Genomic DNA, 16,170 nt, shown 5'->3' with positions numbered 1-16,170 from the left:
CTTTATACAGCAGTTATGTTACATATGACATATTAACCTTGATATAAAAGCTAGAACTGCTGTATTTGCCTTTCCTTGTGCGCTTGTTTATACACTTACTTTACACTGCAAACTCACGCTCAAGGGCACTGACCCCAAGCCCGCTACGTTTAGAGACTTTGATTTGCAATGGAATGCGCTCTTTCATCGCTTCAACGTGGCTGATCACTCCGATCATTTTTCCAGATGCGTTCAAATTGTCTAGTGCATCAAGCGCCATGTCTAAGGTTTCAGCGTCCAATGTGCCAAAACCTTCATCCAAGAATAAAGAATCAATACTGGTTTTGTGGCTGACTAAATCCGATAACGCCAGTGCCAACGCCAGACTCACTAAGAAGCTTTCGCCGCCAGATAAAGTTTTGGTATCTCGCTCAGTATCGCCTTGCCAGGTATCAATCACTTGTAGGGACAGGCCATCATCGGATTTGCGTTGTAACTCATAGCGGCCATGAAAACGAGTTAAGTGTTTATTAGCCAAATACACCAGATTCTCAAGGGTTAAACCTTGTGCAAACTTTCTAAATTTATCACCTTTGGCTGAGCCCACCAGCGAATTAAGGTGCGAAATGTCGCTAAACTCTTGTTCAAAGGCATCAATTTCAGCGATAAGATCTTTTAATCGCTCTCGATTGCTCTGATCGCTAATCAGTTGTTGCGATAGCTCACCTTGCCTTTTTAACGTCTGTTCCACTGCCGCACTAAGCTCAGCAATGACGGACTCAATTTCGGCTTGTGAAAGAGTAGTCCATTGTTCATTTTCTAATGCGGCTTGCTCAAATTGACCTTGATGTGAGGCTAAAGATGACTGCGCGCTGTTCAGTAACGTTTTTGCATTTTCAAGGGCGTGATTACTGCGCTCAATTTCATCTGCCAGCGTGTCTCTTTCTTGTTCTGACAAGAGCGCATTTTTAAATTCACTTACATCAACAAATGGGCTTTGCTCAAGTTGACTCTGCCAAATCTCACTTTTGTTTTTAACGTCTGCCGTTAGCTGAGTATGTTGCGCTTGCATGGTATCTAGTTGCCCAGAAAGTTTCGTTACCCTCTCTAAAGCGCTATCACGTTCTGTGCGAGCCTGACTGCAAGCCAACTCACACGCTTCAAGCTGTAGGCGCATTTTCTCCGACTCTTCACTGCTAGACTTATCGCCAAATAAAGCGCGTCTTTGCGTTTCATCCTCGCTCAGCTGTGATTGCATTTGCTGTAAGCGCGCTTGTTCATTACTTGCCAAAACCGTGTTGGTTTGTATTGATTCAAGTACGGCATTAATTTGCGTTTGCAGTTGAGCTTGCAACTGCTCAGCTGAGCGGGTTTGCTCAAGCGTTTGATTCCACAAGCTTAGGTCGCGATGCTTTTGCTCAAACCAGTCGTTTGCATGCGTATTTGCTTGTTCATTTGCTTGTTCATTTGCTTGTTCATTTATGTAGTCATTTACGTACAGATTGGCAAAATCAAAACCGGCTTCTTGAATTTCATTGGTTAGCTGCTTAGTGCATAACACGCTCGCCTCATGCCACTGTGTGAACTCTTTGCTTGCCGCTTCTGACTTACTATCAATTAACGTTAATGCACTTTGCTCACTATCAAGAGCGCGCCTAACATCGGCCAGTGCACTTTGCTGTGTATGCAGTGTATGCTTAGCTTGGTCGGCATTTTTTTGCAGTGCGACTAGCGCATTAAGCTGTTGATTAATCGCGTTTTGTTGCGCTTTATTTCGCTCCTTTAACTGCGTGACTGCTTGCTCATCACCCAAATCAATTGCTAAACCCAATGACGTGGTGAAGCTTTGCCAACGCTGTTCTAGCTCAGCGCATTTGTTGGTTAGCCGCTGCTCTTGTTCAGCGCTGTGTTGCAAGTGACTGCTTACAGTATTTAGCTGAGTCTCTTGCTGCTTATAGTCATTATTAAGGGCGGTAAAACGAGATTGAGCTTGCGTTAAGCGTTGACCGAGCGCCAGCACATCATTATCGGCATTGTCTTCACTTACTAATGCAGGATGATCAATAGAGCCACACAGCGGGCACGCCTGATGATCATGAAGCTGGGCGCGATATTTAGCCAATTCACTTTCTTGGGCTAACAGCTTATTAATGTCGGTAATACTTTGCTCACACAAAGTCAGGTCGCGACGAAGTTGTGATACTTTTTGTGTTTGTGCATCTAGACTCAAACGCTGCTCAGCAATCGAACTAACAAGCTGTGCACGCTCTTTTAGCGTGTCTAAATATAGGCTATTGCCTTGCTCTAGTTTCAGGTAGTTCGGGTGATTATTTTGCAATGACTGCAACTGAGTTAAAAGAGACGACTCATCGCCTTGTTTTAGTAATTCATCAAGTTGCTGCTGCGCGGTATTAAACGCCTGCTCAAAAGTGCCTAATTCTTTAGTTAACTGTTGTTCTTGAGCCTTTTTCTGACTTAACGCGGCACGTTTATCATTACTTTGCATCGTCAGTTGCTTGGCAAGTCGTTCTGCTTGCGCTGCCTTTTGACTCGCCTCCATACGCTGCTGATGTTTTTGTTGCCACAAAGCCAGTTTGCTTTGCAAAATAGCATCGCTAGCATTGGCTTTTAAATACGCCTGACCTTTTTCAAGTGACTGCTGAGCCACTTGTCTTTCACTCTCTAGTTTGCCTTTTCTATCGTTTAGCTGTTTAACTGCGCTGTCTACTTGCTTTGTTTTTTGTTGTTGCTGAACAAGGGATTTTCGCAGCTCTTGCAGTCGGGTATCAATGGGCACCACTTGTTGCTGGATCAACTCGCGCAATGATGTTTGCGCTTGCCTTGCCTGTTGTAGCGTGTGCTCTGAGCTCTTTACAGCAGCTTGCAACGGTTGCAGCGCGTCTTGCTGTAAACTAAGTTGTGTTGTTTGTGTTTGCAGTTGCTCTACAATACGAGTTTGCTCAAGTTGCGCACTGTTCCATAATTCATAGTCCGCGCGCATTCGCTCGGCAGGTTGACTGCGTTGCAGTTTCTCTCGCTGTGGTTGCAGTGTGTTATGCGCGACAGTTGCTACCTCTAACGTGCTTTGTTGCACTGTCACGTTTTGTTGTAACTTATTTTTCTCAAGCCACCACTGCTGCTGCTGTTGGTGCAAAGTTAATAGCTTCTGCTGCTTGTCACTGCTCTCGGTCAGTTGCTTTGATTGAGCGTGCAATTCTTCAAGCTGTTCTGGAGATAATAGTGCAACACCATCGGCTCTGGCGTGTAATTGATCGAGCGCGATCTTCGCTTGGCTATAACTTTGGTGGACACGCTCAGAGATCAAACCGTACACCTCAGTGCCTGTTAACTCTTCAAGCAATTCAGCACGGTCGTTTGCATTGGCGTTTAAAAAGGCGGCAAACTGCCCTTGCGACAGCATCATAGATTTAGTGAAGCGCGCAAAATCTAAACCGGTAATGCTATTCACCTGATCTAATTTTGTTTTCACCTTATCGGCAATAATCGCCCCCGACTCCACCTCGGCTAATTCGACCGTAGCGGGTTGTAAGTTGCCGTCTGCCTTATTGCGAGAGCGGCGCATGCTCCAATGCGCGCGGTACGCCTTACCTTTAACTTCAAATTCCACTTCCGCGCTACAACTGGCGCAGCCTCGGGTCATGATTTCATTATTGCTGGTGGAGATCCCACCAAGACGCGGGGTTTCATGATAAATGGCTAAACAAATGGCATCTAAAATGGTGGTTTTTCCGGCCCCAGTTGGGCCTGTAATGGCAAACAAACCGCTTTCAACAAAGGCATCTGAGGTGAAATCTATGTGCCATTTGCCTTTTAAAGAGTTTAAATTTTCAAAGGTGAGACGCAGTATTTTCATTTGCTTTCCTGCTGCACTTCAAGCGCGATTTGTTGAAATTTACTGGTCATGCGCTTGGCACGTGCTTGATCTTTTTCATCAGCAAAATCTTCAATATCTAAACGCTTTTTAAATACTTCCATCGGGGTTAATTCCGATAAGGTTTCTGATTTTTGTTGCGACAAGGTGCGCTGTTTTTGCTTGCGAGAGCGGCGCAATTGCAATACTTCAATATTGCGCTCACCAATCAGCTTTTGCACCGCTTGCTGTAAATCACTCAGATAATCTTGCACTTCAACTTCAATAGACAGCCATACGCGTTGCTCGTCAGGGATAACTAACTGATTGATTTGCTGTTCTAGGCTAACAAGATCGCCTTTTAAGCTGTACATGGCTTGAAAACTGGGTACGGCTTTACTTTCAATGTTGCTTAATTTGTCTAAGGTAAATTCTACTAGCAGCACTTGTTTGTCTGATTTGAGTTCGTCAAAGCTGAGGAAAATAGGTGAACCGCTATATCGAATGTGTTCAGTTTTTGCCACTTTTTGTGGTCGATGAATATGCCCTAGCGCAATGTAGTCTGCAGGGGGAAAACCATCTGCGGCAAAACCGTCTAACGAGCCAATGTAAATATCTCGCACCGACTCTGACTGGCTGACACCTAGTGCAGTCAAATGCCCGGTGGCAATGATCGGCACTTGCAAGCTTTGTGCTTGGCGAAGTTGCAGCGCTTGTTGGTACAAGTTAGCGTAATGTCCTTTGATTGCCTCACCTAGCGCTTTTTGTTTGTCTGCGCCTGACTCGCCGGCAATACTTTTCAGCACATCTCTTGGGCGAATAAAAGGCACCGCACACAAAATTGCGCCAGTTGTTCCTTGCGCGTTTTTTAGATCTAAAATAGTGTCATCTTCACTGGCACTGGCGACTACTTGGGTGTGCAATTGCTTTAACAGTTGTTTGGATTCATTGAGCATGGCAACAGAATCATGGTTGCCACCAAGCACCACCAATTGACAGTTCAAGCTATGCATCTGCACCACAAAGTGGTTGTACAATTCACGGGCGTAACTGGGCGGCGTACCCGTATCGAATACGTCACCGGCGATAATTACGCAATCGACTTGCTCCGACTGAACGGTTTCAAGTAGCCATTTAATAAACTGTTGATGTTCAAAAAGACGAGTTTTGGTGAAGAAGTTTTGGCCAAGATGCCAATCAGAGGTGTGCAATATTTTCATTAAGACCAACGAGTAAGAGTGGTTTAAGTGCCAGATATCCATATCAGGGCCTAAAGCAACAAACGTAACTGATACTTAAATATAATCATTTAAATACGAGATCTAGATACGATTGCAGCATTGGCTAGTTTTAGATAATAAATGACCCGCTAACGCTTCTCAATCGTTAATCGATTACCTACAGGTTACATGCCACAAAAACGCACAATATAGAAAAGCCCCCAAATACCTCAGTATTTGGGGGCTGTAAATTTTGTTATTTCAGGCTTAAAACGAGCGGTTATTTGAACTTGTAACCGACATCAAGCATGAATTGATTGGCTTTCAAATCACCAGAGAATTGCTCTGAATAGCCAAGATCTGTGACCACATGTTGACCAAATTGAGTTTCAAGACCCAATGCGCCTACCATACCGTTGTCATGGCCTTTTTGAGAAGCAATTTTCAGTGTATCCCACGCCCAACCTGCTGTTAGGTAAGGTTTAATGGTAATGCTTTGTGTTGCTTGGAACGGATAATCAACACCGATACTTGCTTGATAGCGTTCTAAGTCATATTTATTAGTTATCAAAGCACCTGCTTGTGTCGCACTTACAGGTACATCATCTGTTGTATGAGACCAACGGAAATCAGTAAACAAGTAGTCTTTTAACGACGGCACCAGATAACCACGAGAGTAAATAGTGTATCCATCTAAAGTTTGACCTTGAATGTTACTATCATTTGCGTAACCCGCACCAAGAGTGATACCGGAGAAAAAGCCTGCATCAGAACTTGTTGTAGAATTCGCTTCGCTTGCGCTCGCATAGCCCGCTACTAACGCAACACCTAAAATAGCCCACTTGAAATTTTTCATTGTGATTTCTCCTATAACTTCAATGCAAAAAAGTATACGACGTGAATCACACTTAAAAAGCGAACAGTGATATTACCCAAGTTCCACTTTTATTTATTTCACTCAATATAAACCCAGTTGATTAACCGAAGCCATTGGCATAGCGAGTCTTCTTTATCCAAAGCCAAACAACGCCTCGATATATGCTCAAACAATGGTTTCAATATTGACGCGATGCTCAGCCATTCAAGCCCTACCAAGGTATATACCGCATGACGTGCTTGCTCTTCTGCGTCATAGCTAGAGTTGAAAAGGTAATCCACATTCGCCTCTATATAAGGGATTACACTCACCCTATTCTACTATTGCTAATATTTCTTTCTGTAATTCTGGGAGCTTACTATCAAATAAAAGGGTAACTGCTCACTTTAAAACCGGAACTCCATTGCTAGCACTCTTCCTCTTTTAATTTATAAGCCTTTCATATAGTGAGGTCATCAATGGAATAATTTAGGAACACTATGAAAAAGTTAACGTTAGGTCTACTTGTAGCAAGCAGCCTGTTTGGTTGTGCCTCTACTGCGATTATGGTTAAGTCAGACGCAGTCAATGCACAGCCTGTTCTTCCTGTCACTGTTGACGGTAAATTTGGCGGTTTCGGCGACGAAGGCTCATTTAAAGTCGCTGAACAATATAGTGGTCGCTTTACTCGTGATTCATCAAAATCTAGCTGGTTTGGCGTTGTGGGTTCAAGCAAAGGCGGCATGATGGCTGAGCTTGATAGCAAAACGGGTAAACATTGGAAACTACAATGTACTGGCGAACAGTCTAACCTAAGCTTAGGCGGTATTGATTTCTCCGGTAGTAAGCCATTCAAATGTGATATTACCCAAGATGGAACAACTGTAGGTTCTTACGAAATCACTGAAGAGCACAGCTTGATGGGCGCAAGCAAAGAAGAAGGCTTTGTAAGTGTAAACGGCGTTAAAATCCAACTTGCTGCAGTTAAAAAAGCGCAAGGTTCTGCATTTGAAGCCGGCGAACCTCTAGGTTACAGCTTCAAAATTGACGGAAAAGAAGTGGCAGCAACCCAAACTAACGGTTCAATCAGCATCCAAATGCTTCCTGAACTCACTCAAGATCAACGTGACACTATCGTAGTAGGTAGTATTGCAAGTGCATTAAGCTGGAGACCAAAGAACGATTAATCGCTAGTAAATAGCGCGATCAATTGGTTCAGGTAATACATCTTGTATTGATCCTAATAATAGATGAACTATTGTATTAATAGTTCATCTTTTTTGTTCACCTTAAGTTAGTAATAATGACCGAAAAAACCAGCAGCACTATTCATCTAAACCGTCTTAAACAACTGGATCGATTTTTCGGCACAGAATCCACTATCGTAGACAGCCAAACATTGGCGCAAGTTATGTCATGTTCGACGCGAAATGTCGCGAAAACCATGAAAAACCTACGTGAGTTAGGTTGGATAGATTGGATACCCGGTCGTGGACGTGGCATTAAAACTCAACTGCAAGTAAAACGATCTTTTCATGAAGTACTGTGTGATGTGATTAAAGATTATGTCGCTAAAGGAGAGCTTAACGAAGCCTCTCGTTACGCCGATATTTTTCAGTACCAAACGGTATTTAAACAGCATCTTCCAGATTGGATAGCGGAACTTTCAAGTGGTAGTGATCGCTCTGATGAACTGGTTTCACTGGTACCCTATACCCTGCCCCTTTGTCATCCTATGTATATGCAAGATCGTCACGCAGGCATGTATGTGACGGTGTTATTCGATACCTTGATTAAATTTGATGATGCCACACAAACCTTTCAACCTCATCTTGCACATCAGTTTTATCAAGAAGGTCTTACCTACTATTTTCGTATTCGCCCGGATGTGTATTTTCACAATGGCGTATTGCTATCTCCAGAGCATGTTAAATCGTCATTACTTGCGCATACCGAAGAATCTGTTTTAGCCAACGAGCTGTATCAATGCATCAAAGAGATTGAGATTGACATGCAGTGGGTCTCGATCACCTTAAATTATGATGATCCTATCTTTTTGCATACCTTAGCCGATATTCATGCAGCTATATTTTTAGACAACCCAAGTGAGCCTGAGTATCCATACGGCAGCGGTCCTTATTACTGGGGAAATCGCAAAACCGATCACTGGAGTTTGCAAAAAAACACTCAGTATTTTGCTCAGCACGGCATTCTACGCAAAGCCGATTTTTGGCATGTGCTCAGAACCAATAAAACCTCTATCGGTCATTTATTTGAATACGAAGAGCTGGATACTAAATTCCAAGAAAAAGAAGGAATTCACACTTCTCAACTTGGCACCAAGAGCTTATGTTTGAGCCACAGACTGGATAACAACAGCCGTAATGCCATTGCGCGTGTCTGCCGTCAGGTATTACTTAGTCACTACCAAGAAACGCATAATCTTTGTTGTTACCTATTCCAACCCAGTAAAACGCCGCTTTGTATTAACGACAATGACTCAGAGTTAAAAGTTGCCCTGCCGCACTCCATCAAGATCTTAGCGCACAATCATCAAGATTTTCACCATATGTGGCATCGTTTCACAGAACTTGGGGTACAAATTGAGTATGTTGAAGAACTCAGTAAAGCTGAATTGTGGATCAATGATTTTCTTGTCGGCCAAGATTCGATATTAGATCATTACTACTGGATGCTATTAAGTGAACCTGCGGTGAATTTACTGACGCCGTTTAAACGTCAGCAATGGCAGTCTGAAGTGCAAAAAAACGACAATATTCAAGATATATTGCTGCAACTAGAACGCCGCTATATCGAGCAAAACAGAATTGTCCCTCTTTGGACAAAATCCATTTCATTCAAAAGCCATCAAAGCCTAAGAGGCACAGATGTCAACGGCTTAGGCTTCATGAACCTCTCTACAATTTGGTTCGATCACCGAACATAATTATTGGGGGTCAGGTCTTGAAATTTGCACCACCGAAGGTGGTGTAAATTTCAAGACCTGACCCCATCACCAGCAAAGGATTGTCTGCATGACACAAAATCTACGTAATCAATGTGACGTCATTCTCTACGGTCACCACCAACCTACACCTGCTGAAATGTACGCGCAAATGGCAACATGGTGTGAAGAAAACAATATTGAACACGATGTTTATGGTACGGGAGAGCTGATTCAAAGCTTTGAACAGAAAGTCGCTAAGCTATTAGGTTATGAGGCTGGATTGTTTGTAATGACCGGCACCCTTGCGCAAGTCACCGCATTAGATCTTGTTTGCCGAAGCAAGCGTAACCCTTTAGTTGGCATGCATGAGAGCAGTCATATCGTGCGCCACGAAAATCAAAACTATCAACTGCAACAACGCTTTACTGTTGCTCCGCTAGGTAATCGATACCAACCTTGGACCGTTGACGACCTTGAAAACTACCCAGATGAATTAGCCGCGGTATTGTACGAGTTGCCAATGCGCGAAATTGGTGGACAACTGCTTGCGTGGCAAGAGCTTGAAAAAATCAAGAATCATTGCCAAACCAATAACATTCATCTGCATATGGATGGCGCGAGGCTTTGGGAATCAGCGGCTTACTACCAAAAACCTTATCACGAAATCAGCGCAGGTTTTAATACTGCTTACGTTTCTTTATACAAAGGGCTAGGCGGATTAGGCGGCGCAATCTTACTTGGCGATCAAGCGTTTATTAAACGAGCAAGTCGCTGGATGCAACGACAAGGGGGCAATGTAATTCACCGTAGCCCTTATATTGTCTCGGCAGCCATGCAATTTGATCAAAGACTGGCACAAATGCCCGCGCTATTTGAACGCACTAAACAGCTGTACTCTTTGATTGCCCGCTACCCAAAATTCACTTTAAATCCAAGCGAGCCACAAGCAAATATGCTGCATCTGATCTTGCCGTTTGATCAAAAAACAGCGCTACAAATACGCGACCAGTTGGCAATAGAAGAAAAAGTTTGGCTCGGCTTCCCACAAGTCACCGGACACCCAAGCCAATCACTGGTCGAAATCTACGTAGGCGACACCCTACTAAACCTAGATGACCAACGCATACTCTCCATTTTAGATTGGTTAAACGCGAAAGCGTAGCCATTGCGGGGTCAGGTCTTGAAATTTGCATGCCGCAAGCGGCATGCAAATTTCAAGACCTGACCCCGCACCACCTAAAACGGGATATCGTCGTAATCGTCAGTGTTTGGCGTAAACTGGTTTTGATTATTCGGTGTATTTTGTTGTGGTTGGTTTGGTGAGTGTTGACTTGATTCGCCTTGTTGGCGAGAGCCTAACATTTGCATTGTGCCGTTGAAGCCTTGTACCACAATTTCAGTTGTGTAACGTTCTTGGCCTGATTTGTCTTGCCATTTACGAGTTTGCAACTGACCTTCAATGTACACTTGTGAACCTTTTCGCAGGTGATTTCCAGCAATTTCGGCTAGTTTTCCCATCACCGAGATACGGTGCCATTCTGTTTTTTCTCGCTGTTGACCCGTCGCTTTATCCTGCCATGTTTCAGAGGTCGCTACTGTAAAATTGGCTACTGCATTACCATTTGGAAAATGCCTTAACTCAGGATCAGTCCCAAGATTACCTAAAATGATGACTTTATTTACGCCGCGTGATGCCATTTTGATTCCTTAATTGTTTCATTTACCCAATATGAGTGACTGCTACCGCTTCATAGACACTAGCTTTTAGTATAGTGGTTGTTATTTTTTGCCGTTACAGCGCTTATTACAAAACCTAGCCTTGATTGTGCTCAATCACTGTAAAATCAGGGCTTGGCGTGTGATACTCAAGCTCTAAATTGGCTTTTTCTACCAACTCGCTTGGCAATTCACGGGTCACTGCAACGCCTAATTCTTTAAACTCGGACGCTTGTTTGATTAAGTTGCCTTTACCGGTATGTAACTGCCCCAACGCTCGATCGTAAGTCTCTTTGGCTTTATCAAGTTGCTTACCGACACCCTCCATTGAGTTCAAAAAGGTATTCAGCTTGGTATAAAACTTCTCGGCGCGGTTAGCCAATTCAGCGGTGTGTTTGTTTTGCTCTTCAAAGCGCCACAACTGACGAACTATGTTTAAACTGGTCAGTAGTGTGGTAGGTGTTGCCACTAAAATGTTTTTTTCCAATGCCGATTGGAACAAGTTAGGATCGGCTTTCAGCGCTTCAACATAAGCCGATTCAATTGGAATAAACATCACCACCACTTCCGGTGAGTTAATGCCGGGCAGTTTGCTGTATTCCTTGGCCGACAACTCATTAATGCGATCGCGTACTGCGCTAGCATGTTCACGCAACGCAATTTCTCGCTCTGCAACATCTTCTGAATTCACATACCTTGTATAAGCATTCAGCGATGTTTTGGCATCAATAACCAAGTGTTTTTTCTGCGGAAGGTAAACAATGGCATCAGGTCTAAAGCGCCCTTCTTCGCTGTCTATACTCACTTCACGCTTGTAATCTGTGCCTAATCTAAGCCCTGAGTTGTCCAATACATTTTCCAGCATCAACTCACCCCAGTTGCCCTGCACTTTCTTCTCGCCTTTTAGAGCAGTAGTCAGTTTATCGGCTTGGTCGGTGATCTCACGGTTTAGCTTTTGCAAGTTTTGCAATTCGGTGCGAAGCTGAACACGCTGTTCACTTTCTTTGCTGTGAATATCTTCAACTTTGTTTTTAAAGCCTCTAAGCTCTTGATGAATCGGATTTAAAATTGAGCTCATGCTTTCAGTATTTAGCTCTTTAAACGCCTTGCCTTTACGCTCTAAAATTTCATTGGCTAACCGTTCAAACTCTTTACTTAACTCTTGTTTATTCTCTTTTAACAGCTCAATTTGCGCTTTGAAATGCACCTCTTTAGTGTCCATTTCGGTATGCAGCTCAGCAATTTTTCCACTTGCGATGGAGTACTTCTCATTCAGCTCTTTCAGTTCATTATTAAGGGCCAACGCACGCTCACTTTGCGCCAGCAACTGTTCGTGCTTCGCTTTTAAACTTGCGCTTGCCGAGCTTTCCGCGACTTGGGCGTGCCCGAGGGTTTGCGTAGCTTGACGCAGCATATGCTCTTTTTCGGTTAACTGCTTGCGATACGAATGCTCTGACACGCGCAGCGCCTGCATCTCTGAGCCCAGTTGTGCACAGCGCACTTCCAAATCGCCATTTTCTTCTTGTGCTTGTTCTAGTTTTTGCTGATAACCCTTGGCAAATTCGGTTTGGTTTGCCAGTTCTGCATTGGCAAGCTCAAGCTCCAATTTCAGCTGTGCTTGTGTGCGATTGGCCAACCAATACGATATTGCGCAGGCAATCACTAACACTAAGCCAAATATCACGTACGTTAAGTTCATGGTGTTTCCTTGAATCAAAGAGCTATGCTGAGCATATACTGAATACTTTGCTCTATTATGCCTGATATAGAGACAAAAAGTGTCTCTTAATGTACAATTATTCTCTTTCGTGGATGATCAGGTAATCACAGTGTCAAAAACATTTGAACGTTATCAGTTGGTATTGCAAAACATTCCTTGCCACCCGGCACATGTCACCAGTTTAGAGCTTAAGCAAATGTTGCTCTCACACGAGTTACTCGATTCGACCCTTGATGACAAAAGCCAAATGAAAACCGTGCAAAGGGTCATTGCAAAAGTTGCTAGCGATTACTATTCCGTAGACATCAACACCGACACTCGCCCTCATCAAATTAAGATCGCCCAAGGTCATCCTCATCCGATAAACCCTTCGGCAATGAGCAGCGTGTTATCACTGAAAATTATTGAGCATGAAGTGTTGCAGATGTTGCCACCGACCATGCGCAAAGAAGTCGCCAACCTCATCAGCACCAGCAACACGGCACTGGATAAAAGAACGGAGCTATGGAAGGAGCGCTTTACCTACTCTCCGATTGAATTTCAGCTAACTTCGCCTCAATTTGATGAGTCGTTTATTGATGACATTGAACAAGCGATTATTGATAAACGCGGCTTACATTTAACCTATCAAAAACGTGGGCATAGCCACACTCAAGAGTACAGCGTCGAGCCTTTAGGGATCGTACTGCATGGGCGCAGTTTCTATCTTATTGCGACCAAAGAAGGTACGAACGAATACAGAACCTTTGCCATTCATCGAATCAAGCAGCTAAAACTGGGCTTTAGCCTGCAAGATGCGCACAAAACCTTTAATGCGAAACAATACGTTCAACGTAATGTACCGCACTTTTCTGGTGGTGAGTTTATCGAAGTCAAACTCAATATTGATAACTACGCCGGACTGCACTTAATAGAAGAAACTAAGCTCTCCGCGTGTCAACAAATCGTCTATAAAGATAATAAAATCACTACTATCAGAGCAAAAGTTCGCGATAGTCTGGGTTTTGAATGGTGGTTAATGAAAAACGCGAACGTAATTGAAGTCGTTTCACCGCAAAAAATCCGCGACAAAGTGATCGACAATTTAAACAGTGCACTGGCTAAGTATCAAAAGAAAGAGGATCAATAAACGAAGGATCTAGCTACCACGTAAATTTACTTTAAGTACACCCTAATTAAAGCGAGCACGAAACTCTCTGGGCGTAAGTCCCATGGTTTTAATAAATACTTTGCGACACGCATTGCTATCTTCATATCCCACTTGATTGGCAATCCAGTCAAAAGAATAATGTGTACTTTCCAAGAGATCGCAGGCCTTTTGTACTCTAAGCCGCTGTAAATATTGATTAGGGTTATAGCCAGTTGCTTTTAAAAACCGTCTTTGCAGTGTTCGCTCCGTAAGGTTGGCTTGCTCAGCAAGCCATTTGATCGGCAGTTGCTCAGTAAAACGCACATTCATTGTTTGCTGAACAGCAATAATCCCCTTATCTGCGTGTGAAAACGAGGGATTAAATTGTTGATAAAAACGCTGCTCTCTTGGCGCAGTATCTACCACTAACCTCTTACCTAATTGACGCATGACACCGACCGAGGTGTATTTGGTGACCAATTCAAAACCAAGATCAAGCCACGACATCATGCCACCAGCGCTAATAACATCACCATGGTCGATAAGGATCTCATTGGTATTCAAACAAGCATCCGGAAACTGCTGCTTAAACAAATCTGACAAGCCCCAATGGGTAGTCACACTTCTATTTAATAGTGTATTTGTGCTCGCCAGAATAAATGCCCCCGCGCAGGCTGACGCCAAAATACTACCCTGAGAATGTTGCGTTTTAAGCCAATCAATCAGTTCGATATTTGGCTTCATATAATAATGGTTATGCAAACTAGGAGGCAGCAAGATCACGCTAAAATCTTGCGTCGGCAATTGCGTACTATCAAAAATAACCGATTCAAATTCAATCCCAAGCGCTTGCTCAACACAAATACTGTTTGCCATTTGCAACATCTCTTGCAAGCCATAAATAGCCGATTGCAGAGCATCTGGGTAATGGCAGATACCGATTAAAATCCGTTTCATGAGCAAAAATCTCAAACTGTCGTTTTTAGCATGGTTTATGTCATTTTAGACTGTTATGCGTTCACTGCAACACTTCTATAATGAGCCTCCTTATAGCAAGCAAGAAAGCAGTAAAGCATCCCGTAACGCATAACGAATTAATTGGAGAAACCGCATGAGCCAGAAAGCACTTTTAGTTATCGACTTACAAAATGATTACTTTGCAGAGGGTAAATTCCCTCTTTGGAACACCGAGCAAACCCTTGCCAATATCAAACAGGCGATCAACAAAGCAAATGCGAGCAATATCCCTGTTATTCATATTCAACACATCGCCGACCCTGCTATGGGCATTGCACCGTTTTTTAATCAAGGCAGTCATGGCGCTGAAATTCATCATGAGATCATGGCGTTAGCGCCAAATTCAGACATAGTGGTTAAATCTTTTGCCGATGGTTTCGAAAAGACCACTCTTGAAGAAACACTGCAAAAACACCAAGTTGATGAGCTATTGATCTGTGGCATGATGACGCAAAACTGCGTCACACACACCGCTATTTCCAAAGGTGCTGAGAAATACAAAGTTTCGATCTTAATGGACTGTACAACCACTGTGAATGAAATGATTCACAATATCGCATTGCATGCTGTGTCTACGCGCGTCTCTTTGATCACGAACGAACAAGCATTATGATTTGACTCAAGTACAGACAAAAATGCCCTGTCAGCTTCAAACTAACAGGGCATTTTATTACGATCTTCTATTAGCCGTTATTTTCGCTTAAAAGCATCAACATAGTGGTTAATTTCTTTCATTAACACTTGTTTCTGATGCTCATCAATAAAGCTGGCTTTGATGGCATTTCGCGTAAATTGCGCCAATTCGTCCGCTTCTATAGGATGCGCCATCGCAACCTGTAAAAAGTTTTCGGTCATGTATCCGCCAAAGTAAGACGGATCATCTGAGTTGATGGTTACACACAACCCCTGACGCAGCAGTTCAACCACGTTGTGCTCTTCCATTGTTTCAAATACTTTCAGTTTAATATTCGATAACGGACAAACGGTTAACGGCACTTGTAGCACCTGCAACGTTTCAATCAACTTAGGATCGTCCACACACCTTACGCCGTGATCAACGCGCGACACACCAAGCAAAGACATGGCATCTTGTATGTTACTTGATGGCCCTTCTTCTCCAGCATGCGCTACGGTTAAAAAACCTTCTTTAATCGCTTGCTGAAATACTCTTTCAAATTTCTCAGGCGGATGCCCTAACTCAGAAGAATCTAAACCTACGCCAATGATTTTATCTTTATGTGGCAAAGCTTGAGTGAGTGTTTCAAAAGCTGAATTTTCATCAAGATGACGTAAAAAACACATAATGAGCTGGCTACTGATGCCATATTCGTCTTTAGCTTTCAGCAGTGCTTTATGAATACCATTCACCACAGTGTCAAACTCAATCCCTCTTGCGGTATGAGTTTGCGGATCAAAGAATATTTCACAATGGCGTACATTGTCTTGCTGGCAATGTTCAATATAAGCCCAAGTTAGGTCGAAGAAATCTTGCTCTTGGATAAGAACATTTGCCCCTTGGTAATAAATATCGAGAAACGATTGTAAGTTGTGGAATTGATAGGCTTGCTTGACTTCCTCAGCCGAAGAAAAAGGGATAGACACCTGATTTCTTTTGGCTAATTCAAACATTAATTCAGGCTCGAGAGTCCCTTCAATGTGCAGATGCAGTTCCACTTTTGGCATTTGTTCAATAAATTGTTGCAACGTTATTTTCT

Annotated in this window: 13 protein-coding genes; 5 read left to right on the top strand and 8 right to left on the bottom strand. The window is 43.2% G+C overall.

Going from position 1 to position 16,170, the window contains the following annotated elements:
* Nucleotides 1-100: 100 nt before the first annotated feature.
* The 4 genes from QV280_RS06080 to QV280_RS06065 form a co-directional block, all read right to left on the bottom strand.
* The gene (locus QV280_RS06080) at nucleotides 101-3,853 is read right to left on the bottom strand and encodes an AAA family ATPase (protein ID WP_152820997.1); all 3,753 of its coding nucleotides are present in this window, start codon (nucleotides 3,851-3,853) and stop codon (nucleotides 101-103) included.
* The gene (gene sbcD / locus QV280_RS06075) at nucleotides 3,850-5,070 is read right to left on the bottom strand and encodes an exonuclease subunit SbcD (RefSeq protein WP_152821212.1); all 1,221 of its coding nucleotides are present in this window, start codon (nucleotides 5,068-5,070) and stop codon (nucleotides 3,850-3,852) included. The genes QV280_RS06080 and sbcD overlap by 4 nt, the downstream gene beginning before the upstream one ends.
* A 280-nt stretch (nucleotides 5,071-5,350) precedes the next feature.
* Nucleotides 5,351-5,926 carry an outer membrane beta-barrel protein gene (locus QV280_RS06070; protein ID WP_023403879.1) on the bottom strand — a complete coding sequence of 192 codons (576 nt, stop codon included), beginning with the start codon at nucleotides 5,924-5,926 and terminating at the stop codon, nucleotides 5,351-5,353.
* Nucleotides 5,927-6,024: 98 nt separating this feature from the next.
* Entirely contained in the window at nucleotides 6,025-6,228 is a 204-nt protein-coding gene (locus QV280_RS06065; RefSeq protein ID WP_152820999.1) for a hypothetical protein, read from the bottom strand.
* Nucleotides 6,229-6,426: 198 nt separating this feature from the next.
* Between QV280_RS06065 and QV280_RS06060 the strand changes: the two genes are divergently transcribed.
* The 3 genes from QV280_RS06060 (at nucleotide 6,427) to QV280_RS06050 (ending at nucleotide 10,035) form a co-directional block, all read left to right on the top strand.
* Nucleotides 6,427-7,113, top strand: coding sequence for a VV20781 family protein (locus QV280_RS06060; protein WP_152821001.1), 687 nt, complete (start codon nucleotides 6,427-6,429; stop codon nucleotides 7,111-7,113).
* 116 nt (nucleotides 7,114-7,229) lie between these two features.
* A complete protein-coding gene (locus tag QV280_RS06055) occupies nucleotides 7,230-8,873 on the top strand; it encodes an SgrR family transcriptional regulator (protein WP_152821003.1) in 1,644 nt (547 codons plus the stop codon).
* An 88-nt stretch (nucleotides 8,874-8,961) separates the two neighbouring features.
* Nucleotides 8,962-10,035, top strand: coding sequence for a threonine aldolase family protein (locus tag QV280_RS06050; RefSeq protein WP_152821005.1), 1,074 nt, complete (start codon nucleotides 8,962-8,964; stop codon nucleotides 10,033-10,035).
* A 74-nt stretch (nucleotides 10,036-10,109) separates the two neighbouring features.
* Here the strand turns inward: QV280_RS06050 and ssb are convergent, their stop codons facing one another.
* Together ssb and rmuC are read right to left on the bottom strand one after the other, a co-directional pair.
* Nucleotides 10,110-10,571 (bottom strand): single-stranded DNA-binding protein, encoded by a 462-nt coding sequence (gene ssb, locus QV280_RS06045; protein WP_023403875.1) that lies wholly within the window; start codon nucleotides 10,569-10,571, stop codon nucleotides 10,110-10,112.
* 115 nt (nucleotides 10,572-10,686) lie between these two features.
* Entirely contained in the window at nucleotides 10,687-12,288 is a 1,602-nt protein-coding gene (rmuC, locus tag QV280_RS06040) for a DNA recombination protein RmuC (RefSeq protein WP_152821007.1), read from the bottom strand.
* Nucleotides 12,289-12,418: 130 nt separating this feature from the next.
* Between rmuC and QV280_RS06035 the strand changes: the two genes are divergently transcribed.
* Nucleotides 12,419-13,438 (top strand): helix-turn-helix transcriptional regulator, encoded by a 1,020-nt coding sequence (locus tag QV280_RS06035; protein WP_367869580.1) that lies wholly within the window; start codon nucleotides 12,419-12,421, stop codon nucleotides 13,436-13,438.
* A gap of 42 nt (nucleotides 13,439-13,480) precedes the next feature.
* On the opposite strand, the gene QV280_RS06030 is transcribed toward QV280_RS06035, so the two are convergent.
* Nucleotides 13,481-14,395, bottom strand: a complete 915-nt coding sequence (locus QV280_RS06030; RefSeq protein ID WP_152821009.1) for a GlxA family transcriptional regulator — start codon at nucleotides 14,393-14,395, stop codon at nucleotides 13,481-13,483.
* A gap of 154 nt (nucleotides 14,396-14,549) precedes the next feature.
* Here QV280_RS06030 and QV280_RS06025 point away from each other — a divergent pair, with 154 nt between their 5' ends.
* Nucleotides 14,550-15,068 carry a cysteine hydrolase family protein gene (locus tag QV280_RS06025; protein ID WP_023403871.1) on the top strand — a complete coding sequence of 173 codons (519 nt, stop codon included), beginning with the start codon at nucleotides 14,550-14,552 and terminating at the stop codon, nucleotides 15,066-15,068.
* A gap of 77 nt (nucleotides 15,069-15,145) precedes the next feature.
* Here QV280_RS06025 and QV280_RS06020 read toward each other — a convergent pair whose 3' ends face one another.
* Complete coding sequence (locus QV280_RS06020) at nucleotides 15,146-16,159, bottom strand: adenosine deaminase (RefSeq protein WP_152821011.1); 1,014 nt, start codon at nucleotides 16,157-16,159, stop codon at nucleotides 15,146-15,148.
* Nucleotides 16,160-16,170: the final 11 nt, after the last annotated feature.

The sequence above is a fragment of the Vibrio sp. B1Z05 genome, from assembly GCF_052955985.1.
This window is presented reverse-complemented; position numbering and strand designations above follow the sequence as displayed.